26 protein-coding genes and 3 pseudogenes are annotated in these 25,251 nt (G+C 65.6%); 13 read left to right on the forward strand and 16 right to left on the reverse strand.

What is annotated here, in order from left to right; all coding sequences use genetic code 11:
- Window positions 1-104 precede the first annotated feature (104 nt).
- Window positions 105-1,520, forward strand: coding sequence for an amino acid permease (locus BLV94_RS44805; protein WP_244163806.1), 1,416 nt, complete (start codon window positions 105-107; stop codon window positions 1,518-1,520).
- A gap of 77 nt (window positions 1,521-1,597) precedes the next feature.
- On the opposite strand, the gene BLV94_RS44810 is transcribed toward BLV94_RS44805, so the two are convergent.
- Window positions 1,598-2,509 carry a MurR/RpiR family transcriptional regulator gene (locus BLV94_RS44810; protein WP_072943261.1) on the reverse strand — a complete coding sequence of 304 codons (912 nt, stop codon included), beginning with the start codon at window positions 2,507-2,509 and terminating at the stop codon, window positions 1,598-1,600.
- A gap of 247 nt (window positions 2,510-2,756) precedes the next feature.
- Between BLV94_RS44810 and BLV94_RS51280 the strand changes: the two genes are divergently transcribed.
- Window positions 2,757-3,332 (forward strand): Lsr2 family DNA-binding protein, encoded by a 576-nt coding sequence (locus tag BLV94_RS51280; protein ID WP_143051474.1) that lies wholly within the window; start codon window positions 2,757-2,759, stop codon window positions 3,330-3,332.
- On the opposite strand, the pseudogene BLV94_RS44820 reads toward BLV94_RS51280, so the two are convergent.
- The 5 genes and pseudogenes from BLV94_RS44820 to BLV94_RS51670 all read right to left on the reverse strand — a co-directional run.
- Window positions 3,329-3,847, reverse strand: a pseudogene (locus BLV94_RS44820) (dioxygenase family protein); the annotation flags it as partial. The gene BLV94_RS51280 and the pseudogene BLV94_RS44820 sit on opposite strands and share 4 nt — an antisense overlap.
- A pseudogene (locus BLV94_RS44825) lies at window positions 3,841-4,254 on the reverse strand (iron-containing alcohol dehydrogenase); the annotation flags it as partial. The pseudogenes BLV94_RS44820 and BLV94_RS44825, both read right to left, overlap by 7 nt.
- A complete protein-coding gene (locus BLV94_RS44830; RefSeq protein ID WP_244163807.1) occupies window positions 4,244-5,341 on the reverse strand; it encodes an alpha/beta hydrolase in 1,098 nt (365 codons plus the stop codon). The pseudogene BLV94_RS44825 and the gene BLV94_RS44830, both read right to left, overlap by 11 nt.
- The gene (locus BLV94_RS51665; RefSeq protein WP_255314980.1) at window positions 5,338-6,129 is read right to left on the reverse strand and encodes an FAD-dependent monooxygenase; all 792 of its coding nucleotides are present in this window, start codon (window positions 6,127-6,129) and stop codon (window positions 5,338-5,340) included. The genes BLV94_RS44830 and BLV94_RS51665 overlap by 4 nt, the downstream gene beginning before the upstream one ends.
- A gap of 137 nt (window positions 6,130-6,266) precedes the next feature.
- Window positions 6,267-6,947 (reverse strand): annotated as a pseudogene (locus tag BLV94_RS51670) (FAD-dependent monooxygenase); the annotation flags it as partial.
- 202 nt (window positions 6,948-7,149) lie between these two features.
- On the opposite strand from BLV94_RS51670, the gene BLV94_RS44840 reads away from it, so the two are divergent.
- The 6 genes from BLV94_RS44840 to BLV94_RS44865 all read left to right on the forward strand — a co-directional run bounded on the left by BLV94_RS44840 (window position 7,150) and on the right by BLV94_RS44865 (window position 11,949).
- The gene (locus tag BLV94_RS44840) at window positions 7,150-8,172 is read left to right on the forward strand and encodes a helix-turn-helix transcriptional regulator (protein ID WP_072943348.1); all 1,023 of its coding nucleotides are present in this window, start codon (window positions 7,150-7,152) and stop codon (window positions 8,170-8,172) included.
- Window positions 8,173-8,711: 539 nt separating this feature from the next.
- Window positions 8,712-8,852 carry a hypothetical protein gene (locus BLV94_RS49785; protein WP_167372227.1) on the forward strand — a complete coding sequence of 47 codons (141 nt, stop codon included), beginning with the start codon at window positions 8,712-8,714 and terminating at the stop codon, window positions 8,850-8,852.
- Window positions 8,853-9,022: 170 nt separating this feature from the next.
- Window positions 9,023-9,301 carry a hypothetical protein gene (locus tag BLV94_RS44850; protein ID WP_072943267.1) on the forward strand — a complete coding sequence of 93 codons (279 nt, stop codon included), beginning with the start codon at window positions 9,023-9,025 and terminating at the stop codon, window positions 9,299-9,301.
- A gap of 393 nt (window positions 9,302-9,694) precedes the next feature.
- Window positions 9,695-10,036: an ArsR/SmtB family transcription factor gene (locus tag BLV94_RS44855; protein WP_072943269.1), complete on the forward strand. Its 342-nt coding sequence runs from the start codon at window positions 9,695-9,697 to the stop codon at window positions 10,034-10,036.
- A 3-nt stretch (window positions 10,037-10,039) separates the two neighbouring features.
- Window positions 10,040-10,525 carry an SRPBCC family protein gene (locus BLV94_RS44860; protein ID WP_072943271.1) on the forward strand — a complete coding sequence of 162 codons (486 nt, stop codon included), beginning with the start codon at window positions 10,040-10,042 and terminating at the stop codon, window positions 10,523-10,525.
- 122 nt (window positions 10,526-10,647) lie between these two features.
- On the forward strand, window positions 10,648-11,949 hold the full coding sequence (locus BLV94_RS44865; RefSeq protein ID WP_072943273.1) for an alpha/beta hydrolase family protein: 1,302 nt from the start codon (window positions 10,648-10,650) through the stop codon (window positions 11,947-11,949).
- A gap of 22 nt (window positions 11,950-11,971) precedes the next feature.
- Here the strand turns inward: BLV94_RS44865 and BLV94_RS44870 are convergent, their stop codons facing one another.
- The 5 genes from BLV94_RS44870 to BLV94_RS44890 form a co-directional block, all read right to left on the reverse strand.
- Window positions 11,972-12,616 carry a TetR/AcrR family transcriptional regulator gene (locus BLV94_RS44870; protein WP_072943275.1) on the reverse strand — a complete coding sequence of 215 codons (645 nt, stop codon included), beginning with the start codon at window positions 12,614-12,616 and terminating at the stop codon, window positions 11,972-11,974.
- Window positions 12,613-14,088, reverse strand: a complete 1,476-nt coding sequence (locus BLV94_RS44875; protein WP_072943277.1) for an MFS transporter — start codon at window positions 14,086-14,088, stop codon at window positions 12,613-12,615. Before BLV94_RS44875 ends, BLV94_RS44870 begins: the two co-directional genes overlap by 4 nt.
- 48 nt (window positions 14,089-14,136) lie before the next feature.
- Window positions 14,137-14,844 carry a methyltransferase gene (locus BLV94_RS44880; RefSeq protein WP_244163808.1) on the reverse strand — a complete coding sequence of 236 codons (708 nt, stop codon included), beginning with the start codon at window positions 14,842-14,844 and terminating at the stop codon, window positions 14,137-14,139.
- Window positions 14,845-14,862: 18 nt separating this feature from the next.
- The gene (locus tag BLV94_RS44885) at window positions 14,863-15,243 is read right to left on the reverse strand and encodes a hypothetical protein (RefSeq protein ID WP_072943278.1); all 381 of its coding nucleotides are present in this window, start codon (window positions 15,241-15,243) and stop codon (window positions 14,863-14,865) included.
- A 164-nt stretch (window positions 15,244-15,407) separates the two neighbouring features.
- Complete coding sequence (locus BLV94_RS44890; protein WP_072943349.1) at window positions 15,408-16,661, reverse strand: MFS transporter; 1,254 nt, start codon at window positions 16,659-16,661, stop codon at window positions 15,408-15,410.
- Window positions 16,662-17,191: 530 nt separating this feature from the next.
- On the opposite strand from BLV94_RS44890, the gene BLV94_RS44895 reads away from it, so the two are divergent.
- Window positions 17,192-17,704, forward strand: coding sequence for a DoxX family protein (locus tag BLV94_RS44895; RefSeq protein WP_072943280.1), 513 nt, complete (start codon window positions 17,192-17,194; stop codon window positions 17,702-17,704).
- 51 nt (window positions 17,705-17,755) lie between these two features.
- On the opposite strand, the gene BLV94_RS44900 is transcribed toward BLV94_RS44895, so the two are convergent.
- Window positions 17,756-18,505: a nitroreductase gene (locus BLV94_RS44900; RefSeq protein ID WP_083395868.1), complete on the reverse strand. Its 750-nt coding sequence runs from the start codon at window positions 18,503-18,505 to the stop codon at window positions 17,756-17,758.
- Between the two features lie 23 nt (window positions 18,506-18,528).
- Window positions 18,529-19,041 (reverse strand): DUF4863 family protein, encoded by a 513-nt coding sequence (locus tag BLV94_RS44905; protein WP_072943282.1) that lies wholly within the window; start codon window positions 19,039-19,041, stop codon window positions 18,529-18,531.
- A gap of 188 nt (window positions 19,042-19,229) precedes the next feature.
- On the opposite strand from BLV94_RS44905, the gene BLV94_RS44910 reads away from it, so the two are divergent.
- Window positions 19,230-19,880, forward strand: coding sequence for a TetR/AcrR family transcriptional regulator (locus tag BLV94_RS44910; protein WP_072943283.1), 651 nt, complete (start codon window positions 19,230-19,232; stop codon window positions 19,878-19,880).
- Between the two features lie 48 nt (window positions 19,881-19,928).
- Here the strand turns inward: BLV94_RS44910 and BLV94_RS44915 are convergent, their stop codons facing one another.
- Window positions 19,929-20,909 carry a GlxA family transcriptional regulator gene (locus BLV94_RS44915; RefSeq protein WP_244163809.1) on the reverse strand — a complete coding sequence of 327 codons (981 nt, stop codon included), beginning with the start codon at window positions 20,907-20,909 and terminating at the stop codon, window positions 19,929-19,931.
- Window positions 20,910-21,039: 130 nt separating this feature from the next.
- Between BLV94_RS44915 and BLV94_RS44920 the strand changes: the two genes are divergently transcribed.
- Both BLV94_RS44920 and BLV94_RS44925 read left to right on the forward strand, forming a co-directional pair.
- Window positions 21,040-21,678, forward strand: coding sequence for an HD domain-containing protein (locus BLV94_RS44920; RefSeq protein ID WP_072943287.1), 639 nt, complete (start codon window positions 21,040-21,042; stop codon window positions 21,676-21,678).
- A gap of 32 nt (window positions 21,679-21,710) precedes the next feature.
- Window positions 21,711-22,148 carry a carboxymuconolactone decarboxylase family protein gene (locus BLV94_RS44925; RefSeq protein ID WP_072943351.1) on the forward strand — a complete coding sequence of 146 codons (438 nt, stop codon included), beginning with the start codon at window positions 21,711-21,713 and terminating at the stop codon, window positions 22,146-22,148.
- A gap of 422 nt (window positions 22,149-22,570) precedes the next feature.
- Here BLV94_RS44925 and BLV94_RS44930 read toward each other — a convergent pair whose 3' ends face one another.
- Window positions 22,571-23,272, reverse strand: a complete 702-nt coding sequence (locus tag BLV94_RS44930; protein ID WP_072943288.1) for an MspA family porin — start codon at window positions 23,270-23,272, stop codon at window positions 22,571-22,573.
- Window positions 23,273-23,445: 173 nt separating this feature from the next.
- On the opposite strand from BLV94_RS44930, the gene BLV94_RS44935 reads away from it, so the two are divergent.
- Entirely contained in the window at window positions 23,446-24,273 is an 828-nt protein-coding gene (locus BLV94_RS44935; protein ID WP_072943290.1) for an LLM class flavin-dependent oxidoreductase, read from the forward strand.
- 68 nt (window positions 24,274-24,341) lie between these two features.
- Here the strand turns inward: BLV94_RS44935 and BLV94_RS44940 are convergent, their stop codons facing one another.
- Window positions 24,342-25,241, reverse strand: coding sequence for a helix-turn-helix transcriptional regulator (locus BLV94_RS44940; RefSeq protein ID WP_072943291.1), 900 nt, complete (start codon window positions 25,239-25,241; stop codon window positions 24,342-24,344).
- Window positions 25,242-25,251: the final 10 nt, after the last annotated feature.

A 25,251-nucleotide genomic window follows, 5' to 3' on the forward strand; every position in this document is an offset into this window, starting at 1 on the left:
TAGTAAACAGAGTGCAAATTGACTTGCATAACGTGGCGATGACGTGTTTCATGGCTGACACACAGTTACCTGGGTCACATCCGCGTTACACGGAAGAAGGCATCGTGCCAACCTCGATTTCCAGCTCGGAAACGCTCGAGCACTCCATCAACACTCGTCAGCTGACGATGATCGGCATCGGCGGCGTCATCGGTGCCGGTCTGTTCGTCGGCAGCGGCAAGGCGATCTCCTCCGCAGGCCCGGGCATAGTCCTGGTCTATCTGTTCACCGGGCTCCTCATCATCCTGGTGATGCGGATGCTCGCCGAACTGGCCGCCGCGAGTCCCGAGACCGGTTCGTTCTCGACCTACGCCTCCCGCGAACTCGGTTCGTGGGCCGGGCTTTCCGTCGGGTGGCTCTACGCGTATCACTGGTGCGTGACAGTCGCCTTCGAGGCGATCGCCGGCGCCGCGATCGCGAACCAACTGATCCCCGCCGTGCCCACCTGGTTGTACGCACTGATCTTCATGACGGCGCTGACCGGGGTGAATCTGGCGGCGGTCACCTCCTTTGCGCGATTCGAATTCTGGTTCGCGATGATCAAGGTGACGGCGATCGTGCTGTTCATCGGTGTCGGCGTCGCCGCAATCCTCGGCGTCCTGCCGCACTTCGATTCTCCCGGCACCTCGAATCTGCTCGGGCACGGTGGATTGGTCCCGAACGGTCTCACCCCGCTGCTGATCGCCACCCTGACGGTGTTCTTCTCGTACTTCGGCACCGAACTGGTCACCATCGCCGCAGGTGAGGCGAAGGATCCGGTCAGGGCGGTCCGCAAGAGCATGCGCAGCGTCGCCTGGCGAATCCTGATCTTCTACGTCGGCTCCATCCTCGTCGTCGTCACCCTGCTGCCGTGGGACACCGCCGAGGTCACCAAGAGCCCGTACACCGCCGTGCTGAACCTCCTCGGCCTGCCCGGCGCGAACACCATCATGAACCTCGTCGTCCTCACGGCGGTGCTGTCCTGCCTGAACTCGGGCGTCTACTCCTCCTCCCGGATGCTCTTCTCGCTGGCCCGCCGCGGGGAAGGACCCCGAGTGCTCGCCCGGACCGGCAAGTCCGGAGTTCCCGTGAAGGCGGTGCTTGCGGCCTCCAGCGCCGGATTTCTTGCGGTCATCGCGAACTACTTCCTGCCCACCGGCGCCGTGTTCACCTTCCTGCTCAGCTCGTCCGGCGCCGTCGCCGTGGTGGTCTACCTGTGCATCTGCGGCACCCAGATCGTCGGTCGCCGCAAGAAGACGGCGGAGGAGAACGCTGCGCTACCGGTCAAGATGTGGGGCTTCCCGTACCTGTCGTACGTGGTCGGCGTCGTCTTGGTCGCCATCGTCGCCGGTATGGCGTTCACTCCCGCCACTCGAACGCCCTTGGTGCTGACCGCGATCGTCACCGCGCTGGCCGTCGCTGCGGGCCTGATTCATCAGCGACGCACCACCGTTCCCGCCGACAACAGCAACACCACGCTGGCTGAAACCCGCCGGCAGTAGCCCTCGCGTACAAAGAGCGTGGGGTGCACCCGATCGGGTGCACCCCACGCTCTTTGTACGGACCGGGCGTGGATCGGCTAGTGGTGCTTGTCTGCCGCGGCATCGGTGACGTACACGCTGAAGCTGCTCAAGAGCTTCTCCTCCTCCAGGAGGGTTTCGCGCACCCGGTGTCCGAGAAGCTGTGCGACGCCGCCGGACATGGCCTGAGCGAGCGAGGTGAATGCGGTCATCGACCGCAACACCGAGGCGCTCGACGCGTCGATGTAGAAGGTGTCGTGCGCCGACGCGGCAAGCGGAGAGCTGGCATTGTCGGTGAACGCGATGACGTGTGCGCCACTGTGCCGCGCCCACTCGGCGGCCCGGACGGTGTCGACACTGTAGCGGTGGATGGACATCGCCACGAAGCAGTCGCCCTCGCGGACCCGACGCAGGTCGTCGGTCAGCGAACCGACGCTGGCGTTGACTGTCTCCACGTCCTCGCGCAGCATGCGCAGCAAGTATCCGAGCAAGTATGCCGGCGCGTGGCACTTGCGCAACCCCATGACGTGCACACGCGGCGCCCGGGCGAGGTGCTCGACCGCTGAATCCCAGGTGGAACCCTCGATCCGGGCGAACGTGCGGGCGATGTTGGCCTGATCGAGGGCGACGGTCTGTTCCAGCAGGCCGGCGCCCTCCGCAGCCATGTGCTCGAGGTTGTCGAAACGACGCAGCAGCTGCGCCTGCTCCTGGAGGCGTTCGCGGCACAGGCGCGTCAGCCCGGGGTATCCCTTGAGTCCCAGCCCCGTCGCGAACCGTACGACGGTGGCCTCGTTGACGCCGACCGCGGCCGCGAGCTCCGAGATGGTCATGAACGCCACCGCCTCGGGGTCGGACATCACCCGTTCGGCGAGCTTCTTGTGCGACGGCGACAACTTGCCCTCGCGCTGACGAATCTCGGTGAGCAATTCCTCGAAGGTCGCAGGACCCGCCGACTTGGACTTCGTGGCCATGCGCGCCCTCTTCTCCTCGAAAATCTGTGGTCGATCACTGACGAGCTAACGCCATCGTAGTAGTTGGGAACTTGCTTCTAGACGTGCTACTGCAATTGCCGTTGCACTCTTCGGGTGTTCGTTTCGAAGCGGCTCGTATGCGTCTGCCGTGATGCCTGCACGACCGCTCACGGGCGATTGAGTGCAGGCGGTCCAGGGTAGTCGCCTCAGTAGGCCGCACGGTCAAGTCCATCCGTGGGAGTCGACGATGATGATCAGAATGCAGGTCGCGATCGCGGTGATCGTGGGATATTGGCTGGGCCGAGCCCGCCACACGAAGCTTGCCGCGGCGGGTGCCGGACGCCTCGCCGGCAGCCCGCAGGAGATGGTCGACCACGCTGCCACGCTGTTGGAGGCATCGCCCGAGTTCGCCGCCCTCGACGAATCGGTGCGTGGTCAACTCCTCGACGCAGTAAAGGTGGCGGCCGTGACCGCAGGCACCACCCGGAGCGACGTCGACATCGACCGTTTGCTCCCACACAGCGGTGACGAGATCCTCCGGACCGCCCAAGACCTGGCCGTGGGCGCCGTGGACCAGGTCGACGATCTCCCCGCCGATGACGTGGAGACCGACAGAGACGACGACACCGACGACGAGGAACCGGTCGCCGACGCGTCCGTCGCCGACGCTTCTACCGCAGATGAGAGGAGTGCTGCGGCGCCTTCACCGTCCACTGCCGAGGTTCGAGCCTGGGCCCGCGAACACGGCTTCCCCGTCTCCGACCGCGGACGACTACGCGCCGAAGTCTGGGAGGCCTACACCGACGCGCACCCCGAGCGTTAGGCCCGAGTCTCGGGAGCCAGCACGATGTCGAAATTGGTTCTGGCCCAGCTGCGGTCATTCAGTTCGCGTCCATCCGGGGTGGGTGTGCCGGCGGGTTGCTGCTCGAAGTGGGTGACCAGCGTCCGCTGGTGCGGTGCGGAGACCATGAAGTGCAGGTGCGCTGCCCGCACAGGGGAGCGGCCGGTGGCCTCGAGCATCCGGCCGACCGGACCGTCGTGCGGGATCGGGTACGGGACCGGCGTCAGCCCCCAGAATCGGTACCTTCCGTTGTCGTCGGAATACAGGTGGGCCCGGCCGGCGATCCGGTGATCGTCGTACTGGACGTCGTAGTAGCCGTTCTCGTCGCATTCCCACACCTCGATGCGGGCGTGGGGGACGGGACGGCCGTCGGTGTCCGTGACGGTGCCCTCGATCCAGCACGGTTGTCCGGTCGCACCGCCGGCGATGTCACCACCGCAGGGTATTTCGGGTGCGTCGTCGACGAAGAACGGACCGAACACGGTCGCCTCTCGCGCGATGTCTCGGTCAGCCCCCACACGTTCGTCCTTCCGAGCCGGCGTAGGTGGTCGGGACCGCCACGATCGGCAGCCCCGTGGTCAACGCCACCGCTTTCGCGAGCCCGGTGGCCGACCCGCCACCGACGCAGACCACGACGTCGACGTCGACGTCGACGTCGTGCGTAATGGCCGCTGTCCGGGCCCGCTCGGCCACCCCCACCGGCACGTGCATCACCACCTTGTCGTGGCGATGCACGACCGGCAGGTCGATGCACGACCTGTTCGGCGCGCCCGGCCTCGGCCGCCGAGGCGATCACCATCACCCGGGACGCGTCCAGCCGGGGTACCTCGCCGGCGAGCATCGCCCGCGCCTCACCCGTGGCGAAACAGACACGCTGCGGCAAGGTTTCGTGTTCAAAACGCATGGTGCGTGTTCTCTTCGCTCAGTGAGAGCCGGTCGGCGAACCAGTCGGCGACGACGTCGTTACGTTCGTCGGCGTGGTTGTAGAGGGTGTGTTCACCGTCGTGCCACACCCGCAGGACCACGTCGCCGCCTGTCGCTCCGTCGAGGAACGGTTGCTGGTCCTCCATGGTCACGAGGGGGTCGGCGCCTCCGTGCAGCACCATCAGCGGGCACCGGATCGACTCCTTGTCCGGGTCGAAGCGTAGGCGGGCGAAGTTCGCGGTGATCGCGGCCTCGTCGGCGGTGCCCAACATGGCGGCGGCCTGCTCGGTGAAGGCGCGGAACGGGAGCAACCGGGGCGCGGCGAACGAACCGTTGACACAGCATGCGCGGACGGCGGGATTGCGGGCGGCAGTCAGTGCCGCGAACAGTCCACCGACACTGTTGCCCCACACCCCGACCGGGCCACCGGACTGCTCGGTCGCGTAGCGAACGAAGTGGCCGTACGCGGCGGCCACGTCGACGTCCAGGTAGATTCGGTGCCGCAGCCGCGTCTCGCCCTGCCCGGGGCCCTCGGCCAGTATGGTCGCCACTCCACGTTCGGCGAGCGCGTCGGCATAGCGCAGATACGTCGCACCCCACCCGCTCTGGCCGCCGAACACCACCACTGTGCCCACCGGAGTGCCTGCCGGCTGGACATGCCAGCCGACCAACGAGCCACGTGCGTAGGGCAATTCGACCTTCCGCATCGATGACGGAACCACCGCGGCTGCCGCGGCGACTGCGGCGCCGAATCTGTCGTACAGCTCCCGTTTGCGGTCGGTGTCCGAATTGATCGCCATCTGCGCGAAGGCGGCGGCCGCGGCCCGGAACTGGCGCCGGGCGGTCACCGCGTGTCCGGACCCCAGCGCGCACTCGGCCAACTCCAACCGGTGCTCACCCAGGCGCTCGGCGGCCACATCCCAGCGGTCACCGGCGACGATCGCCTGCTCGAGCAGGATGACGTCGGCGTGGAGCATGCCGCCGTCGAGCAACCGGGTCGCCGGCATCGCGCGACGGTGCGCCGCATTCTCCGCCGAGAGCGCTGTCTCGATGACGGTGTCGGTCACAGTGCGGCTCCCTCGGATCGGCGGGTCGGCACTCCTACAGTTCCCAATGCGGCACGCAGGCCATCGACGAGTCCGGGAAGCTCGTGCATCGTTCCGGCTCCGTAGAGATGGAAATCCGGGCGCGCGAGGAACGCCTCGATTCCGTGCGCGGCCAGGTAGTCGGTGTAGGTCCCGTCGACGTCGGTGATCGAATGCGCGCTGCCCGGCTCGGTGGTTGCGAGGACGGCGCCGAGCGAATTCAGGAAGGCCAGGTGGTCGGCATCGAGCACCGCGCGGGGATCGGTTGTCGTGACAACGACGAAGCCCCACCCGAATACATCGTCGAATCGGCCCACTCGGTCTCCGACCGCGTTGACGCCTTGCGGTGACAGCGTCCCTGCCAACGACTGCGGAGTCTTGTCCTCCCGGGTGGCGATGACCCCGGTCGTGACGACGGGAAACGGTGGCAACGGCGGAACGTCGCCGCGCCGGAACGCGGCATCGCGGGCGGCCGCAGCCTCGGGATCCTTCAGATTCGCGACCCGGCCGAGTTCGACCGCGCACCGCTGGATGACCTCGACGTGGGGACGGCGTTCGGTCTCGTAGGTATCGAGCAGACCGTGGCCCGCACGCCCGGACAAGACCAGATCCAATTTCCATGCCAGCGCGATCCCGTCTCGCATCCCGGAGCACGCGCCCTGGCCCATGTACGGCGGCATCGTGTGCGCGGCATCGCCGGCGAGCAGTACCCGGCCGCTGCGCCACCTGTCGGCGGTGCGGGCAGAGAAGGTGTAGATGATCTGCCGCAAGATCCGGATGTCGTCCGGTCCCAGGCCGTGCCGCTCACGGAACCACGACCACGCGAATTCCGGGACTCCATCTTCTCGGGATCGTCGCCCGGCAACACCGCGACCTCGAATCGCTGTCGGCTGCGTCCGATCGGCATGAACATGTTCGGGTGCGCCGGATCGCAATACTGCCGAGTGACCTCGAACTCGGGGCCGAGCGGACGGAGACACTCGGTGTCGATGTTCAACCAGCGGTCCTCGACGTGTAAATCCGAGCGTTCGACGCCCAGCGCGTTGCGCACGAAGCTGTTGGCACCGTCCGCGCCCACCACATACCGCGCTGTCACGGTCCGGTCCTCGGATCCGCTGGCCCACTGCTCGTCCCGGTCCCGCTTCCACGGCCGGACCACGAGCGTCACCTGGTCGGGCTCCTGCTCGACGGCGACGACACCGACTCCCTGGTTGACCTCGACATTCGGGTACGACCGGATGCGCTGATCGATCGCCGACTCGATATCCGGCTGGTACATCGAGTAATGGGCCTCGAACCCACTGGACCGCCCGGACCAGTCCACTTCGAGCAACAATTCGCCGTCGCATCCGCGCCATTCGTACACCTGCTTCGGGGACGCATCACGCAGCGCGAACTCGATATCGCCGGCGGCCTGAACGATCCGCGCGGTCTCGCCGTCGATGTGAGTCAGGCGCGGAAGACCGTACAGATCCGGCCACCGCTCGAACACCACCACTCGGTGGCCCGCGCGACCGAGAAGCGACGAGAGCACAAGACCGGTCGGCCCGTATCCGACCACCGCGACATCGAAATCTGCAGACACCACAACTCCTTGCTACCTGGGGCTTTCTGCCCGATGCGATGAAGCTACGAGGGTGTGATCCAGGTCGCTATCCGCAACGCGCCAGAGGTAGCCGCATCACGCCACGAACTTCCGGCGGCGGCGGTCCCGGTGCCCGCCGGGGATACCATCGGGATGACCGGGCGCTCGATCGGACGAGGTTGACGTGGGCATTCACCAATTCGATATGCACGATCCAGGACACGCCTCCGCGTTGCCGGGCCCACTGGCGCGCCACGACACACTCGCCACCGCCAGCGTCGACGAGTTCCGCCACCAGGCCTCCAGCCTGCTCAGCGAACACCGCATCCGTCGCATCGACGCGGTCGACACGGCGCCGTTCCGGGGCCGGGTGCGCGCGGCGTCGCTCGGCGATCTGCAACTGGTCTATCTGGAACAAGGCATCGGTATCGACGTCGACATCCTCGAACACCTCGACTACTACGACCTGATGCTCGCAGTGGAGGGCACCAACCAGATCACCTGCAACGACGCTCGCACACACGTCGGGCCTGCACACGCCGCACTGCTGTTGCCGAGGATGCGCGCCCGGATGCAGATGGACGCGTCCTACCGGCAGATGCATCTGCGCATCGAACAACACGCCCTCGACCGTCGACTGGAGTGCCTGATCGGACGGTCCGCTCCCGGGCCGGTGATCTTCGATCTGTCCGTGGATCTGACGCCGCCCCAACTGTCCACCTGGATGTCGTCACTGCAGGTAGTGATCCGCGACCTCGACGCGGAGAGTGGACTCACCGCCCACCCCCTCGCCGCCGCGAGCGTGCAGGACATGCTGCTCACCGGTCTACTCCTCGCACAGCCACACACCTACTCGGCAGTCCTCCACGACCACGATCAGCCTCGGCTCGCCCCCCGCGCACTCGCCCGCGCCGTGGAGTACTACGAACAACACCTCACCGAGTCGATGACGATCGGTGACGTCGCCCAGCACGTCGGTGTCAGCGTGCGGTCGCTGCAACGCGCGTTCCAGGAGGATCTGGGCACGTCACCGAGTCGCTATCTCGAGTCGCTTCGACTGGCCCGGGTCCGGGAGGATCTTCTCGCACCGAACGGGCCGGACACGGGGTCGGTGACAGACATCGCCTACCGGTGGGGCTTCGTTCACCTTTCCCGATTTGCGGCCGCATACCGGCGGCGGTACGGCGAAACCCCCTCTGCCACAAGGCTCCGAGCGAATCACCATTGATGCGTGGATCAGTGGATGTAGGCTTCTCGTGATGCCGGGGTGAATTGTGCTGCAATGCAAGGCTGTACGGTCCGCACTGAGGCGACGTGGGAGTTGTGCGGGTTCGTGGTGCAGCCAGGCGCAGCCCCCGCCAACGATGGGAATCAGCTGGCAGGGGCGCTACACGGACAGCCTGCACGTCGTGACGAGCGGCGTATCAGTGATTTTCGTGAGACGCAGCGTGGAAGTCCATAGAGTGTGACCTATGCCATTGCATAGTTTTCCGACTGCCTGAATTACCGACCGGTAGGTGCAATTCCGAAGTCCGTTATCCGGCAACCAAGGCGAAACGCGAACATGTGACATGAAACACACGTAATTCTGCGGAGAAATCCGACGTTCGGGAGCGAGTTGTGGTGCTGTCTCTTCTCGAGGCCCGACAGGGGTATGGGTGTAGGTATATCGGCCGTTGTGCCGGTGGCGAACTCGGGTGAGTGTATGTGGTGCACCGTCACCGACGTGGCAGTCAGAACCCCTGCATGTGAAAGAAAGAGTTTGTCATGGCACGGATCAGCAAGAAATCGGGGGCCGATCTATTGGATGCGTTGCGTGTCAGTGTCGTTGGCACCGTCGTGTGCGCCGGACTGGTCATGGGCGTGATCGTCGTGGCGATGTGGAATTTCCCGGTGCCGGGCGTGTAGGCCGGCGGTGACTCTTGTCCTTCGCTAGTTCCGGCGGTCCGAGGGTGCAACATCGGGCGGCCGTGTGGCGATATAGCTGACGGGGATTGGTTGTGCCCGTGGGTGCGGGTGGGCGGTGACAGACGTGCGGCACCTGTGGCGGGCGTCGTGTGGTGTGGAAGGAATTGAGAATGTTCGGGACGGGTTTGGGCGCGATGGTGGGCCTGCTGGTGGTTGCGCTGCTGGTGGTTCCCGTGTCGTTCGGTGTGGCGGCACGTGCGGATGCGAAGGCCCGCCGTCTGTCGGGGCCACCTGCGTCCGATGCGAATGAGGGGCGATCGGTCGCGGTCGCGGAAATGACCGGCCGGTGCGATCAGTGGCGGCAACTCGCCACCCAGGCGTGGCTGATCTGCGGCGGCGCCTCGCTGGTCGCGGTGGTGGTCGTGGGTGTGCTGATCTGCGTCGGGTGAGGACGGCGGGCGCCGATCCGTCTGTGAATGCGGTGATCGGTCGGGTGAACCGAAGCGGCCCGGTCGGAGTGGATTTCCGCTCTGACCGGGCCTCGCCGTGACGTATGGAAAGACACCGCTTCGGTCCCCGCCGCGCTCGTGCGGTCGGTGGATCGCAGCGCAACGGACTGCTTCAATCACCCTCGGCCGGTATGGATTTGGCGGGCGAAGAGTGCATCGGCGCGGTGCACTGGGTGTGTACCGTCGCGAGGAAATGGTAGATCCACCGGCGGGCCGCATCGCAGAGGTGTGATCTATGCCACACAGGTATTTCCGTGTCGGGCGATGGGCTCCTTCGGGGATCGGGGGAGTTTCGGTCTTGCACATACAACCGATTGGTTGTATGTTTTGGGTGTGTCAGAGACAGATGAGGACCGGGCCGATGCCCTGTTCCACGCGCTTTCCGACCGAACGCGGCGCGACATCATGCGTCGCGTGCTGGCCGGAGAACATTCCGTCTCGGCACTGGCAGCGAAGTACGATATGAGTTTCGCTGCCGTCCAGAAGCACGTCGCCGTCCTCCAGAAGTCCGGCTTACTCGTCAAGCGACGCAGCGGCCGTGAACAACTCGCCACGGGCGATGTGGAAGCAGTGCGCGCGGTGTCGTCCATGCTAGCCGAGTTGGAACAGGTGTGGCGTGGACGGATCGCCCGCATCGACGAACTGATCGCAACGGAACCGCAATGGAAGGAATGAACGATGCCTGTCACCAATGTCAGCCAGGACACCGATGCATTGACCCTGACCATCACCGCCGAGTTCGCCGCACCCCGAGCACGGATCTGGCAGATCTATGCCGATCCCCGCCAGCTCGAGAAGATCTGGGGCCCGCCGACGTACCCGGCGACGGTCGTCGACCACGAGTTCGCCCCCGGCGGTCGGGTCACGTACTACATGACCGGCCCCGAGGGTGACAAGCATGCGGGCTACTGGAACATCGTCTCCGTCGACGAACCGACCGGCTTCACCTTCACCGACGGATTCGCCGATGCGGATTACACTCCGATCGAATCGATGCCGGTGTCCACCAACGAGTTCTCCTTCGAGGACAAAGGCGGCAGCACCGTTGCCACCTACGTCAGTACCTATGCGACCGCCGAAGGTCTCCAGCAGGTGCTCGACATGGGCGTAGTCGAGGGTTCCTCGCAGGCGATCGGCCAGATCGACGATCTCATCAGGGGTTGAGCGTACCGGTTCACTGTCGCCGCCTCGCCGTCCGTGTGCGAGGCGGCGCCTCCAATCCGGTGCGGGATGCGGTCACACAGTGATGAGATCGTCATGGGGCAGCACCGACGGGAGGGCGTCCGATGGCCGAGATCAGCGTGAGCGCGAGCGAGGTACGTCTCGCATTGTCCAGGTTCGAAAAATTCGCCGGATTGCACGGCGACGTCGCCGTCCCCATGCCGCTGATTCGAGGCGCCGAGGTGATAGCCGACCCGTTCGCGAACATCCGGGGTGTGCGGGCACCGGGTCTGGGAATTCCGCGGCGTCTGTGCATCGGGACCTGGCGCGGCAGGGGAGTGCGCTCCTTCGTCGCGGCGCGGTCGGGTGTCCCGGCGATTCGCGTGCGCACCCTCGGACGGGGCTCGGGAGCGGAGTTCGACGAACTGATCGTGACCGTGCCCGATGCCGTTCGCGTCGCGGCGCAGATCCGCGACGTGCTCGATGTCGAACGAGTGGGAGTACCCGAACACGAGGTGAGGTTCCGGTCCGGCGACGGCACCGTACTGACCGGCACTGTGACGGTTCCGGCGGGTGCCGAGGGCGGGCCGGCGGCGGTGATCCTCACCGGGTCCGGCCGACTCGATCGCGACGGCGACCACGCAAAGCTCCCGATCGGTGTGAGCCGTGCCCTCGCGGACGCGTTGGCTGAGAAAGGTGTCGCCTCGCTGCGATACGACAAGCGCGGGGTCGCGCACTCGGGCGGCAACTACCTGTCGGCTGGCCTGTCGGACAACATCGCGGACGCCGCTGCCGCCGTCGACTGGTTGGGCACGACAGGGGGATTCGGACGCAATTCGATCGCGGTCATCGGGCACAGCGAGGGCGCCTGCCTCGCAGTGGCGCTGGGAGCAGATCGGGGGGTCGACCCGGCGGCAGTGGTGCTTCTCGCGTGTCCGGCGGTGACGGGGCGGCAGGTGCTGCAATGGCAGTCGGGCAAGGCCGTCGACGGCCTGCCCGCTCCGGTGCGGGCGGTCCTGCGGGCACTGCGCATCGATGTGAAGGAAAGGCAACGCGCGGCGCTCGAGAAGCTGTCCCGGAGCACCACGGACACCGCGCGGATGGGTGGTCGCCGGGTGAATGCGCGCTGGTTCCGAGAGTTTCTCGACTTCGACCCGAAACCGCTGTTGCGGGAGAACCCCGCGCCGGTCCTTGCGATCACCGGAGCCAAGGACGTGCAGGTGGACCCGGCTGATCTCACGGCGATCGCCGAACTCGTGCCCGGCCAGGTCGACACCGTCCGGGTTCCGGACCTGACGCATCTGATCCGACGTGACACGGCCCCGCCGTCGCTGCGCGCCTATCGGCGACTCGTGCGCGACGCCGTGGATCCGGAGGTGCTGTCGCTGGTGGCCGACTGGACCGCCGGCCACCTGCGGCGTGCTTGAAGCAGTAGGGATCCGCCGTACGCTATCGGGCCGACAGGTTGTCGATGATCTGTGCGACGTGCTGGGCGCTCATCGGGCTCTCGTCGAGGGTGTCCGCGCCGGGCCGCAGTCCCGCGATCATGATCGCCATGGCCCGGCGCCACCCTGTGTCGGTGACGCCGCGGGTTGTCGCGACGACGCCGCGCACGGACCAGAAGATGAGATCCAGGTCGGCGTCGGCGGCATCCTCGCGGATGCGCCCGTGTTGCTTGGCTCGCGCCAGGAGTTCGAACAGGATCCGTCGGTACTCGTCCCGCAGAATCGTGGTCTCGTCGTCGTTCCACATACGGGACAAACATCCTCGGTTCGACGCCAGGATGGCACCGGTACCATACAGAACCTGCTCGAGGCCTTCGCCGTCCGGCGCGGACAGGGCTTCGTCGGCAAGGGCCAGGAAGTCGTCGTATACCTGGCGAACGAGCTCACTGACCAATGCATCCTTGGTGGGGAACCGGCGGTAGAGGGTGCCGATTCCGACGCCGGCGACCCGGGCGATCTCGTCGACTCCCACATCCAGGCCGCGCTCGCTGAACACGGTCGCTGCCGCGTCGAGTAGCCGCTGCCGATTCTCCGCGGCGTCGCGGCGCAGCGCCCTTTCGCTTCCCCGAACCCTCATGTCGGACTTCATTCGGATTCGTCGCCCACCAGAGTGCCTCCCGCGACCATCGCGAGTTCCGGGTGCCGCAGTGCGGCCGACTCCTCGAGACGCGTGGTCTTGTCCCGCTTCATCGCCGGGATGAACATGGCCGCAACGGCGCCGAGGCCCACTGCTGTGCCCAGCATGACGAATCCATGGGTGTAACCGGATTCCGGCGGAACTCCCGCGGACGACGCCCCCGCGGTGACAATGCTGGCCATGAGTGCAGCGCCCACAGAGCCGCCGATCGTGCGGATGTTCGCGTTCATACCGCTGGCGACACCGGTCTGTTCGGGTGGTACCGCTGCGACGACGACATTCGACATCGCCGAGAAGGCCAGTCCGAAGCCGATCCCGATCAATGACGTGGCGAGGTAGATGTCGATCTCGGTGTCATGCGCGAACGCCACCACGAAGTAGCCGATCGCACCCACGATCGACCCTGCGATGAGCAGGACTTTCGAACCCAGTCGAGCCGCCAGGCGGCCGGAGGCGAGTCCGAGCAGGAACATTCCCACACTCAGGGGCAGCAGCATCAGACCCGACTCGGTGACCGAAGCGCCGAAGCCGTATCCGGCGGACGTGGGTGTCTGCAGGAACTGCGGCAGGAAGCCGAATGCGGCATACATGCCGACGCCCATCAGCAGAGCCAGCAGGTTGGCCGCCCAGACGCTGCGGACCCGCATCATCCGCATGTCGATCAGCGGGTTGGCGGATCGCGCTTCGGCGACCACCCACGTCACGACGACGACCGCGGCGGCCACCAGAAGCCCGACGACGATCGGTGAGCCCCAACCCCACGTGGGCGCCTGACTCACACCGAGTAGTAGCGCGACCAGCCACCCGGACAGCAGCAGCGCGGTGAGCCAGTTGATCTTGCCGGCAGTGTGCACGGGGGAGTCGGGGATCAGGATGTGCGCGGCCACCCCCGCGAGGACGACCATGATCAGCGGAATCCAGAACAGCCAGTGGTAACTCAGCACCGTCACGATGGGACCGGCGAGGACGATGCCGAGACCTGCACCGACAGCGGTGAGTGCGGCGATGATGCCGACTGCTCCCGCCACCTTCTCCTCGGGGAACTCGTCGCGGATGATGCCGAACGCCAAAGGCAGCACACCGCCACCGATGCCCTGGATCACCCGAGCCGCGATCATCACCGGCAGGGACGTGGCGAGGGCGGCGAGCAGGGACCCCACCGCCAGTGCGGTGAGTGCAACGACGAACACGCGCTTCTTCCCGTGCATGTCGCCGAGGCGTCCCATGACCGGGGTGGAGATCGACGCCGACAACAGGTAGGCGGTCAACACCCACGTGACGTCGGCCTGAGTCGTGCCCAGCGCCGACTCGAGGGTCGGCAGCACCGGAATCACCAGCGACTGCAGAAGGGCAAAGGCGCCGACACCGATAGTGAGAACGGCAAATGTCAATTGATAGTGCGTCCGCGGCGAAGCGGTTTTCATGAATACTCCCAACAAAGCGGAGCGTTCACTCCGCATATCGGGAATCTATCATTCGACGCGATGCGGGTGCGCGATCCCGGTCAGTTGGGACCTTTGCGTCCGACGAGGTGGAAGATTCGGCTGAGTTGGCGGTAAGGGTCTCGCCGGCTCGATCCCGCGGTCTCGGATGAGGTCGCTGAGTTCCTCGACAGTGTGGGCGTGGGTCGGAACTCCCAGCACCCCGATCTCGCTGCTGGCATCGAACGAGGCCAGGGCGTCGTCCCACCGTCGTTCGAGAGCCGGGCGCACCGCCATCGCGTGGGCGTTGCCTGCCATGATCGAGACGACTCCGCCGGCATCAGCGCACCGGCACAGTTGGTCGATCAACGGTTCCGGGTCTTCGAGGTATCCGAGCACGCCATGACGCAGCACAGCGGCGAAGCGTCGGCCGTCGAGTGCCTCGTCGGCGTTCTCGCCGTCGGCCTGTAGGAGCGTCACCCGGTGCCGGGCGTCATCGGGCAATTTCCGGAGTCGCTGCTGGGCTTTGCCCAGCATCGCCGCGGACGGGTCGAGCAGGGTCACGTCGTAGCCGGCTCGGGCGAGCGGAAACGATTGATGGCCGGCGCCGCCTCCGACGTCGAGCACCGCCGCCGGTGGTGCCGGGAGATGCTCGAGCAGTTGCTGGTGCAACACAGTGGTGCGCACGAGCCCCTTTGCCGAGGCGTAGGCCTCGTCGGCGAAATGGTCGGCCAAACTTTCCCAGCTGTCGTCGCCCACCACTCCACGATATTGGGTTCACATCCACGGCATGTCGGGATCGAGCGGGTGGGAGATCACGCCGTCGTCGGGCTCGAGGGGGTAGTTCGCCGGGTGGAACTGGGCGCTCGAGGATCCGAAGAGGTCGGTGCCGCCCGGCTGGGTCAGCGTGGTGCCGGGCTCGACCAAGGTGACCTGCGGGGGCCGGTCCTCGTCGGGGGCGTCGCAGGAGACCATGGGCCAGGCGTCGGCGCATCCGATGCGGTCTCGTACCTGGACGGTGTACGGGGAAATCGCGTGTGGAGCGACCCCGTCGGCGGGTGCGGCGCCAGCGGTGGCACCTTGCGCCATCAACACCCCCAGTCCTACGGCGACGCCTGCGGCGGCTGCGACGGCGGTGCGGGTCTTGATCGAGGTCATCGTGTTACTCCTGCCTGGTGGGTGAAGTCCGCGTCTTGCGAACGACACCAACTCTGCTCCGGGAGCGGGCCGGTGGTAACACCGACAGGGTGGTCATCCCGCCACCCTGTACGGGGTCGAAATCCACCCCTCGGGGTGGTTCCTCGGAGGACAGCGGTTCGGTGCTACGGCTGTCGAACAGCCTGCACGCGCCGTTCGAGGGCCAGCACGCAGAAGCCGGCGACGACGAGGACAATCGCCATCGCGAAGAAGACCTCGCGGGGCGCAATGCCGGCGCTCAGCGCGGCACCGATGATCAGAGGGGCGGCGATTCCGCCGAGTCGGCCGATTCCGAGTGCCCACCCCACTCCGGTCGAGCGCATGTCGGTCGGATAGAGGACTGTCGCCAGGGCAATCACGCTCATCTGACCGCCGGTGACGCATGTCCCCGTGAGAAACGCCGCGACCAGAAGGGCCACGGTGCTGCCACCGCCGAGCGCCCATCCGAGCAGGGCCACGAATCCGGCGCCGACGAGATAGACCGTTCCGAGTGTGCGAAAAGGACTGGTGCGGTCCATGGCAGGGCCGATGAACATGGCCGCGGCGATGCCACCCACAGTAGTGAGAACAGTGCAAGCGATGACTACGCGTGCTGATTCACCCAGAGAGCCGACGATTGTCGGAAGCCAGCTCTGGATGGCATAGAACGCCGCCAGATTCGCGCCGAAGGCAAGCCAGAGCAGAAGGGTGTTCAGCAACCACCGACCTCGTACGAAGTCGAGAATCATCGAGGCTTTCCCCTCTCCCGCGGGGTGGCTGTTGTCTGTTGCGTCTGTCAGGACGATGGCGTTGGAGGGCAAGGCGGGATCGAGCCGGCGCAGAGTGGCATTTGCGCGATCGCCGGCGCCGCGTAGGAGCAGGTATCGGGGGGACTCCGGAAAGTAACGCAGCAAGACCATCAACAGCACCAAAGGTACGGTGCCCCCGACGATGAACATCGCGCGCCATCCCCACAGCGGAATGACGAATCCGGAGACGACCCCGGCTGCGACGAATCCTAAGGCGTACCAGCAATAGATGAACATCACGAAGGACGAGCGTCGCCGTGCCGGTGTGAACTCACTGACAATTCCGACGAGACTGGGAATGGCAGCGCCGAGTCCAGCCCCTGTGAGGAATCGCAGTGCGATCAATTGAAGCGGCGATTCTGCGAATGCGCACAGCAGGGTCAAAATACCGAACATCGCGGTGCAGACGATGACCGCGCGTCGCTGTCCGGATCGATGAGCGAGCGGTGCCAGGCACAGGTAGCCGACCATGAGGCCGACGATGGCCGCGGAAAAGATTGGCCCGAGGGAGGAAACGGGCAGCCCCCACTCGCGTGCGATGGCCGGGGCCGCGAAGCTGATCGACTGGGTGTCGAAGCCGTCGAGAAACATGACTGCGCCTGCGAGAGCGAGGAGGAGGTAGTGGAAGCGGCCCACGGGCCGCCCGTCGATGAGTTCACCGACGCGGACCCCGGTGACGGATGCATGCGAACTGGAGAGTTCAGAGGCCATTGCGACTTCACTTTCGCTCAGGTGCGAGTTGAGTTGATTGTTGGTTCAGAGGCCCTCGTCACGCGTTGTCAGCTGTTCTGGGTGCGGACGGTGGATCGGGGCCGGTGATGAGAACCATAGAGGCGTCTTTCGTTACAGTCAATAGCTGTAACGAAACACCAATTACGTTACGCATCTTGACTGTAACGATACGTGAATCTAGGCTTCGACCGCTGGAGATCGGCGTGAACTCGGTGCGGGGCACTCGATGCCGCCGCGGCCGATCTACCCAACATCCCGAAGGAGAAACCATTGAGCACGGAAGATGCGGTCGCAGAGGCGATTCGCGTGGTACATCGTCTGTCGTCGACACGGGTGATCGGAGAAGTCGAAGCCGTCTCTGTGGGGCCGGTCGCTGGGAGGTTGCAGCGATGAACTCGTTCGATCTCGCCATGCTGCTGCTGCGCGTCACACTCGGCCTGACAATGGCTGCTCATGGATGCCACAAGATCTTTCTCGGTGGCCGAATTTCAGGTAACGCCAAGTGGTTCGAAAGCTTGGGTATGCGTCCAGGCATGCTGCATGCTCGGGTGGCTGCCGGGACGGAGATCGTCGCGGGTCTCGGCCTGGCGGCGGGCCTCTTCACCACCGCTGCGGCGGCAGTGGTGGTGGCGCTGATGCTGGTTGCCGCGTGGACGGTGCACCGCACCAAGGGCTTCTATGTCATGGGCTCAGGTTGGGAATACACTTTTGTCATAGCGGTATCGGCGGTGTGTGTTGCGGTGCTCGGTGCAGGACGAGTCAGTCTCGAGCAGTGGGTGTTCGGTGGCAATCCGGTCGATGGATGGGCCGGTCTCGTCATTGCGGCCGGTGCGGGAATTCTCGGCGGAGTAGGACAATTGGCGCTGTTCTATCGGCCCTCGAAGGTCACGGTGGGCGCATAGGAATGTGAAACCGGTTGTGGCCCCCACGCGAAACGCGTGGGGGCCACCGTCCTATGGGGAGTCTTCGTAGAAGGTGGTGAATGAGGCGACGGCTTCTCGGGGAGTGTGGTGCCGGCTGAGCCGGTGTTCGTTGTCTGCGTAACCCAGTGCAAGTCCACAGACGATCAGCTGGTCGTCGGGGATGTCGAGGTGCCGGCGCAAAACCGGGTAGAAGTCGATGAACGATGCCTGAGGGCAAGTGTCGAGCCCGGCGCCGCGGGCAGCGAGCATCAATGCCTGCAGGAAGAGGCCTGCATCTACGAGCGCACCGTCGAGCGGATTCCGACTGACCGTCAGGATGATTCCGACGGGAGCGCCGAAGAAGTCGTAATTGCGGCGATGGTGGGCCAGCCTGGCTGCCGAGTCGGTTGCCGCGATGCCTAAGGCGTTGCCGTACAGGCTCTCACCGAATCGACGTCGACGAGTACGAAACGGCTCCGCCCATTCGTTCGGCTTGGGCTGGTAGTTGTACTCCCGCGTACTTACACGGTCCTCGCAGTCGTGGGCGGCGAGAAGTTCTGATGTCAGGCGCGTCTTCACTGAGCCGGTTACGACATGAACCTGCCACGGCTGGCAGTTCGAATTGCTGGCCGACCGTGCGGCCAACTCGAGTAAGTGTTCGATGTCGTCGCGGGGTACCGGTGTCGGCAGGAAGGCGCGAACACTTCGCCTGCTCAGTAACGCCTGCTCGACTGTCATGTGTTCGATCGCACGGCGTACGGCGCGGGACGTTCGCGGGGCGGTGGTGGTCACATCACTCATGGAGCATGCGCCCCTTTCATTGATCAGACGGTGGCGGCGGGCGTGATGTCGTAGGAGATCCGCCCAGCCGGTAGGTAGAACAGAGCGATCAGGGCACCGCCTCGGACCTCGGGGTAGTGGTGGCTCCCCGGCCCGGGTGCGGTCCAGCCTGCGCCGCACCATCCGCGCGGACCGGCCAACTCGGCGCCGGGATCAAGGGGCACTACCAGGTTGAGTTCGCCATACGGATGCTGGTGGTACTGGCCCCGGTACCGGGAAATGCTGTTCATGTAGACCGCGGTGACGCTGAAATAGTGGAGTTCCTCGCTCGGCGATGCGATTCGGCTGCGGCGATACCTCGGTCCGTCGAGCTCCACATTCGCCGCCCACCCGTCGTCGACGCCTTCGGTGATCATCCGAGCCAGGTCGTCGTACAACTCCGTCCCGGGCCCGTAGTTGGTGTTGAGCCACCCCTCCAACTCTCCGCCCGCGGTCCGGTTCTTGACCTCGTCGAGAAACGGGATGCTGCGATCGATCAGGGCCTGACTGGGATTCATGACGCGCTCCTGGATGAGACTTCCGCCACGTCTGTGGCTACAGCCAGACTATGACGCAGTTAAGTTACAGTCAAGAGGTGTAACGTAACTGCGAACGGCGGCTCGATCGAGATGACAGCGCGATCCCGAAGCGGGGAGCAGGCTCGGTTACGATTATCGACCGTAACGGAACGAGCGAAGGGGTGGTCATGGCGGAAAAGGGAGTCGGCACGGATTCGCAGGAGGGTGCCGACGCAGAGGCCGCCGCCCGCGGGGGCCGACCCCGCAATCCATCCCTTGACGACGCCATCATCCAGGCGACTCGGCGACGGTTGGTCGTCGACGGGTACTCGAGAATGACGTTGGGCGACATCGCATCCGATGCAGGCGTCACCCGCCCCACTCTCTACCGGCGGTGGCCGGGAAAGTTCGAACTCGTCGTCGACGCCCTCGACTTCGGCTTCCGCGCGCAACGTGCGACCTACCCGAACCTGGAACTCGCGAAATTGCGACCGTTCGAAGCCTTCACCGAGGCCATCCGGCGGGTCGACCCGTGCTACTTCAATCCGGACGCCATGATTCTCATGGGCAACTTCATGGGCGAGGCCTTCCGCACGCCCGAACTGCTCGAGATCGTGCGCGAACACGCAGTGGAACCACGGGTAGATCTGGTCGAACGCGTGCTCGACGATCTCCGAAGTCGCGGCGAAGTACGCGAGGACATCGACACCCACACCCTGGCCACCATCTGCTTCGGCAGCTATTACGCCGCCTTTCTCCGAGGTGACAGCGATCGCGAGGATCTGGCCGAGAAGGTTGCGGCGACCCTGTGGCCGGGAATTGCGGTCGTGCAAACGTAGCCACGACAGTCCCGTGCCCGGCTGCAACCACCTCACGCCTGCGTCGAGTTACTCCGCGTCGGCGCGGTGTGCGGTGCCGAAGCGGCGTTGGTAGACGGTCGGTGACATCGACAGCTCTCGCACGAAGACTCGTCGGAGACTTTCGTAACTGGGGAATCCGGCGAGTGATGCTGCCTGTGTTGCGTTGTGTCCCTGGTCGAGGAGGGCCTTTGCCAGGTCGAAGCGGATCAGTTCGACGTAGCGGGCCGGGGTGGTGGACAGTTCGGTTCGGAACAGGCGTGTGAGGTGTCGGGCACTGACGTTGAGGTGTGTGGCGAGTTCGGTGAGGGAGTGGTTCCCGGCGGGGTCCGCTGTCACCAGGTCCACGATGCGGCGCAGGGCCGGTGTTCGTGGTGGCGGGCCCTGGAGTGGGGCGGAGAATTGTGATTGTCCGCCGGCGCGCTGCAGGTAGACCACCAGGTGTCGGGCTACGTCGCGGGTCAGCTCGGGGCCGTGGTCTTCCTCGACCAGTGCCAGTGCCAGGTCGATGCCGGCGCTGACACCGGCGGAGGTGTAGGTGGTGCCGTCGCGAACGTAGATCGAATCGGGTTCGACGTGCGTCGTAGGGTGCCGGGCCGCGAGTTGGTGTGCGACTTTCCAGTGTGTTGTGGCGCGTTTGCCGTCCAGCAGTCCGGCCGCGGCGAGGACGAACGCCCCGGTGCAGATGGACCCGACCCGGGCGGCTCGCGTGGCGAGAGTGTTCGTGGCGTCGATCAGGTCGCGGGCGATGGCGGTTCGGGGGTAGATGTCGCCGCCGGCGACGAGGAAGGTGTCGGGGGCGGGTTCCGATTCGGCGTCGCCGTCGACGGAGAGGTGGATGCCGATCGACGACGCCACGTCGGCGCCGGTCGGTGACAGCAGCACGATCCGGTAGTCGGCGCCGCAGCGATTCGCTTCAGCGAACACCTCGGCGGGGCCGGCGACGTCGAGCAGTTTCACGCCGTCGTAGACGAGGATCGCGACCCGATGCGGGTGGGGGCTGGTGTCCACGCTTACCGCCTGTCCGGATTCGGGTGCTTCATGGCCGGGTCTGGGCGGCGCCGGCCCGGGATGTTCGGCATCGTAAGGGGACGGGCACACCGTCCGTTCTACAACATCGACATCTGGAAGGGCAGGGCCCATGTCCGAGATCATCGCAGGAGTGGAAATTCCCGAGACGCCGGCGGCGGCGGAGGCGACACGCCTCATCCGGGAGACGACGGACCCGCTGATCTTCCATCACTCGCGGCGGGTGTTCCTCTTCAGCACGCTCCGAGGCCGTGAGCTCGGCCTGCGGCCGGACCCGGAGCTGCTGTACCTGTCTGCGCTGTTTCATGACACGGGTCTGCTGCGTCCGTTCTCGGATGTCGAGCAGCGGTTCGAGCTCGACGGAGCCGATCACGCTCGCCAGTTCCTGCTCGAGCGGGGATTCTCGGGTGCTGCTGCCGAGGTGGTCTGGACGGCGATCGCGTTGCACACCACGCCGGGGATTCCGGGCCGGATGGGGGATGAGGTCGCTGCCACCAACTTCGGTGTCCTCACCGATGTGGTCGGGTTGGGTCTGGACGGTCTGGATCCGGGGCAGGTGGAGGAGATCACCGCTGTTCATCCGCGCGGCGATTTCAAGAACGAGTTTCTGCGTGCCTTCGTCGACGGGCTCAGTTACCGGCCGGACACGACTTACGGCACCGTCAATGCCGACGTGCTCGAACATTTCGTCCCGGGTTTCCGCCGCGTGAGCATGGTGGAGCGGATCATGGACTCGGCCTGGTCTGCATGATCGGCACGCACCGCCTACTCGAAGGGAACATCATGACCGGCGTGAATCTCAGCAAGCAACACCCGTCCGTATACAAGAGTCTGATGAAGCTGGACGCGGATGTGAAGGCTGCCCTGGAAACGGCGGGAGTGGACCCGCTCCTGGTGGAGTTGGTGAAGATTCGCGTCTCCCAACTCAACGGCTGTGCCTTCTGCCTTCGCATGCACACCCGCGACGCCCTGGCCAAGGGAGAGACGACCGATCGACTCGCGGTCGTCGCGGCGTGGTGGGAGGCGCAGTACTTCAGCGACCAGGAGCGTGCCGCGCTCGCTCTCGCCGAACAGGTCACCGCTCTCGCCGTTCCGGAACGGCGCACCTGGGATGACGGCTCGCTCACTGACGAGCAGGTGTCCGCGATCAGCTGGCTCGCGACGGTGATGAACGCCTGGAACCGGGTCGCGGTCAGCAGCCACTACCCGGTTGCGCCGTAGAGTCGCACGATACTGTCCGGCGACGGGTCGGTGTTCGTCGGCTCGGGCAACTCTCGTTGTGGATCTTCACGGGTCTGCTGCTCCTCTTCGTGATCCTGTGCATCCTGGTCGCCGTCGCGGTCATCACCCATGGGGGCGGCCATCACGGCATGATGCACTACCGATACGGTTAGGGGCAGTACGCGCGACGCGCCCCCGCCACCGCTTTTGGGGCAGTGAGCGGGGGCCGACATGCCGCTGGATCGGTTGCATCGAACTTGCAGCACACACTGAATGTTACTCGCATTCAGCGGCCGAACAGCGACGAATTCTGTTCTTTCCGAACATGTCTCAGTAATGCACTGTGCGGACTGTCCGCGCAACGACAGGCCGACGCGACTGGGTCGCGTCGGCCTGCACATCGTCGTTTGTGCCGGTGGACTTTAGTTGAGCTTCTGCGGCACACCGTAAGTCATGACCGTGTCACCGTCCGCGGTGACTGCCATGGCGTACGGACGGATCGTGACCGCACCGAGAGCGCCGGAGATGGAGCCATGAACTCCCTGCATCCTCACCGAGGCCGCCGGTCCGTCGAACTCCTGGCCCTCCAGGATCGGGACGGTGGTGATTCCGCCCGGCTCGAGGTCGATGTCGAGTTCCTGCGACGGAATGATGTCGCCGGCGAGTGTTGCGCTGGTGCCCGCGTTCAGCCCCAGCGTGAGGTCCGGGACGAGCCCGAGATCGATGCCGTTGCTCGAGCCGATAGCAAACCCGAGACCGGGTGTGTTCAGGACGATCGTTGCGCCTGCCAACGCGATCGGGTAACCGATCTGGTAACCGACGGTGAGTTGTGTGCCCTCGAAGGACGCCGCGTCCGGTCCGGTGATGTTGACCCCGGCATAGCCGTTGTGGAAGAACTCCACGCTGGTGGGCACGCCGTCGAGTGGCGGTACCACCTGGTACGAGGTGTCGCCCTGCAAGACCTCGATCCGGTTACCGGCGGCGTCGACGACCGAGCTGGAATTGTCCACGCCGGCCGACGCCGTGCCATTGCCCATGACCATAGCGAGCGCTGCGATGCCCGCGACCGCGACAGCGCGAGTGAAGCTCTTGTACCCAACGCGAGATGTGCTGATGTCCGTCATGCCGACCCCATTCAGAGTGCTTCAAATCAGAAGTGAAGAAATATGCGAAGCGTAGCCACGGGGGCGCACAGAATCTCGGTATTGATCAGAAGTTCACGACGAAGTTCCTGCGTCCGAGGGCTGCACGCTCGGCGGCCCGTGCGATTGGAGCATCGTCTCGGTAGGTTGACTTCATGCGTTATGGAGTGACGCTGCCACCGTTCATGGAGTGGTCAGACCCGTTGACGGTTGTCGAGATGGCCGCCGAGGCCGATGAGGCGGGCTGGGATGGCTTCTTCCTGTGGGATCACGTGACGTGGAACCCTGCCTGGGGTGGCACGCCGCCCATCGCTGACGCGTGGACGTGCCTGGCCGCCGCGGCGACCGCGACCTCGCACGTGTTGCTGGGGACGGTGGTGACGCCGCTCGCGCGTCGTCGGCCGCAGATCGTGGCTCGTCAGGTCCTCACCGTCGACCACCTCTCGGGTGGACGCGCGCTCCTGGGTGTTGGTTTGGGCGCCGACTACGACTTCGAGGTCTTCGGGGAGCGGCTGACTGCTCGCGGTGAGGTCCTCGACGAGTCGTTGGCCGTCCTGACGGCATTGTTCACTGGTGGGCCGGTCGACTTCGACGGCACGTATTACCACGTGCATTGTCCGCCGATGCTCCCGACGCCAGTGAACGGCGCGATCCCGATCTGGGTCGGAGGTCACTGGCCGAACCGGGCGCCGTTCGATCGGGCGGCTCGCTTCGACGGCGTCGTTCCCCGCAAGGCCGACGACGAAACGGGGCTGGTCACCACCGATGACCTCCGTGCGATCCGGGTCGCGATCGGGCGGGCGGACGATTTCGCATACGTGGCCAGCGGCTCGACATCCGGTCCCGATGATGTTGCCGCGGTATCGGAGTGGGTGGGGGCAGGTGCGACGTGGTGGCTGGAGAGTATGTACCCGTTCGGTGGGCGCGCCGGGCAGATGCGGGACCGTCTGCGGGCCGGCCCACCTCGCGTCCCGGGTCGGTAGAGACCTTGGGCAGGGGGTCTTCGATGCGCGTGTGTCGATGTCGGCGATCGTCACCCGGTGTTTCGGGGTCACCGGGGACGGTGTGAAGTGTCTTGCTCGGTGTCGAGTACTTCCTGGCTGGCGGCCCAGGACGCGAGGAGCTTGAGGGCGTCGGCGGTGGGTGTGCCGGCGGCGGCGGTGTAGATGTTGAGTTGGAGGCCCGGTTCGGAGGGCAGATCGAGTGCTTCGAAATCGAGGTCGAGTTGACCGACGGCAGGGTGGCGCAGTCGTTTTCGACCGCTGCGGTGGAAGCGCACGTCTTGTGATGCCCAGCGTTGCCGGAACAGTTCGCTCTGGGTGGACAGTTCCCCGACCAGAGCGATGAGCGCTTTGTCGTGGGGGTTGCGACCCGCTTCGAGTCGGAGCATGGCGGCGGCGTCCTTGGCGATCGTGTCGTAGTCGACGAAGAACACTTCGGCTTCCCGGGGATGGAGGTAGACGAATCGGGTGGTGTTGGCCGGACGGCGAGGGTCTGCGAGCACGGGGGAGTACAGGGCCCGGGCGAGGTCGTTCATCGCGAGGATGTCGTGGCGGCCGTTGCGGATCCACGCAGGTGCGTCGGTGGTGGCGTCGAGTATTTGCTGGATCGCCGGGCGAACCGTCATCGACTGGGTGCGGGGGCGACGGGTGCTGCTTACTCGCGATTGGCGGGCGAGGGCGAGGAGGTGGTCGCGTTCGGCGTCGTCGAGTTGCAGGGCGCCGGCGAGGGAATCCAGAACGCTGTCGGAAGCACCGGATAGGTTGCCGCGTTCCATGCGGACGTAGTAGTCGACCGAGACACCGGCGAGCATGGCTACCTCTTCGCGGCGCAGGCCTTTGACTCGGCGGTTACCTCCGTAGACGGGGAGTCCGCTCTGCTCGGGGGTGATGCGTGCGCGCCGCGTGCTGAGGAATTCGCGGATTTCGGTGCGCAGGTCGATCGAGCTCATGAGTCCACGG

The organism is Rhodococcus koreensis (assembly GCF_900105905.1).
In the GTDB taxonomy this organism is placed as follows: domain Bacteria; phylum Actinomycetota; class Actinomycetes; order Mycobacteriales; family Mycobacteriaceae; genus Rhodococcus_F; species Rhodococcus_F koreensis.

Excerpts from the sequence above, each read along its gene's own strand:
- BLV94_RS44810 (WP_072943261.1), bottom strand. The coding sequence starts at position 2,509 with ATGGCCACGAAGTCCAAGTCGGCGGGTCCTGCGACCTTCGAGGAATTG.
- BLV94_RS51280 (WP_143051474.1), top strand. The coding sequence starts at position 2,757 with ATGATGATCAGAATGCAGGTCGCGATCGCGGTGATCGTGGGATATTGG.
- BLV94_RS44840 (WP_072943348.1), top strand. The coding sequence starts at position 7,150 with ATGCACGATCCAGGACACGCCTCCGCGTTGCCGGGCCCACTGGCGCGC.
- BLV94_RS49785 (WP_167372227.1), top strand. The coding sequence starts at position 8,712 with ATGGCACGGATCAGCAAGAAATCGGGGGCCGATCTATTGGATGCGTTG.
- BLV94_RS44850 (WP_072943267.1), top strand. The coding sequence starts at position 9,023 with ATGTTCGGGACGGGTTTGGGCGCGATGGTGGGCCTGCTGGTGGTTGCG.
- BLV94_RS44860 (WP_072943271.1), top strand. The coding sequence starts at position 10,040 with ATGCCTGTCACCAATGTCAGCCAGGACACCGATGCATTGACCCTGACC.
- BLV94_RS44865 (WP_072943273.1), top strand. The coding sequence starts at position 10,648 with ATGGCCGAGATCAGCGTGAGCGCGAGCGAGGTACGTCTCGCATTGTCC.
- BLV94_RS44870 (WP_072943275.1), bottom strand. The coding sequence starts at position 12,616 with ATGAAGTCCGACATGAGGGTTCGGGGAAGCGAAAGGGCGCTGCGCCGC.
- BLV94_RS44875 (WP_072943277.1), bottom strand. The coding sequence starts at position 14,088 with ATGAAAACCGCTTCGCCGCGGACGCACTATCAATTGACATTTGCCGTT.
- BLV94_RS44885 (WP_072943278.1), bottom strand. The coding sequence starts at position 15,243 with ATGACCTCGATCAAGACCCGCACCGCCGTCGCAGCCGCCGCAGGCGTC.
- BLV94_RS44890 (WP_072943349.1), bottom strand. The coding sequence starts at position 16,661 with ATGTTTCTCGACGGCTTCGACACCCAGTCGATCAGCTTCGCGGCCCCG.
- BLV94_RS44895 (WP_072943280.1), top strand. The coding sequence starts at position 17,192 with ATGAACTCGTTCGATCTCGCCATGCTGCTGCTGCGCGTCACACTCGGC.
- BLV94_RS44900 (WP_083395868.1), bottom strand. The coding sequence starts at position 18,505 with ATGAGTGATGTGACCACCACCGCCCCGCGAACGTCCCGCGCCGTACGC.
- BLV94_RS44905 (WP_072943282.1), bottom strand. The coding sequence starts at position 19,041 with ATGAATCCCAGTCAGGCCCTGATCGATCGCAGCATCCCGTTTCTCGAC.
- BLV94_RS44910 (WP_072943283.1), top strand. The coding sequence starts at position 19,230 with ATGGCGGAAAAGGGAGTCGGCACGGATTCGCAGGAGGGTGCCGACGCA.
- BLV94_RS44920 (WP_072943287.1), top strand. The coding sequence starts at position 21,040 with ATGTCCGAGATCATCGCAGGAGTGGAAATTCCCGAGACGCCGGCGGCG.
- BLV94_RS44925 (WP_072943351.1), top strand. The coding sequence starts at position 21,711 with ATGACCGGCGTGAATCTCAGCAAGCAACACCCGTCCGTATACAAGAGT.
- BLV94_RS44930 (WP_072943288.1), bottom strand. The coding sequence starts at position 23,272 with ATGACGGACATCAGCACATCTCGCGTTGGGTACAAGAGCTTCACTCGC.
- BLV94_RS44935 (WP_072943290.1), top strand. The coding sequence starts at position 23,446 with ATGCGTTATGGAGTGACGCTGCCACCGTTCATGGAGTGGTCAGACCCG.
- BLV94_RS44940 (WP_072943291.1), bottom strand. The coding sequence starts at position 25,241 with ATGAGCTCGATCGACCTGCGCACCGAAATCCGCGAATTCCTCAGCACG.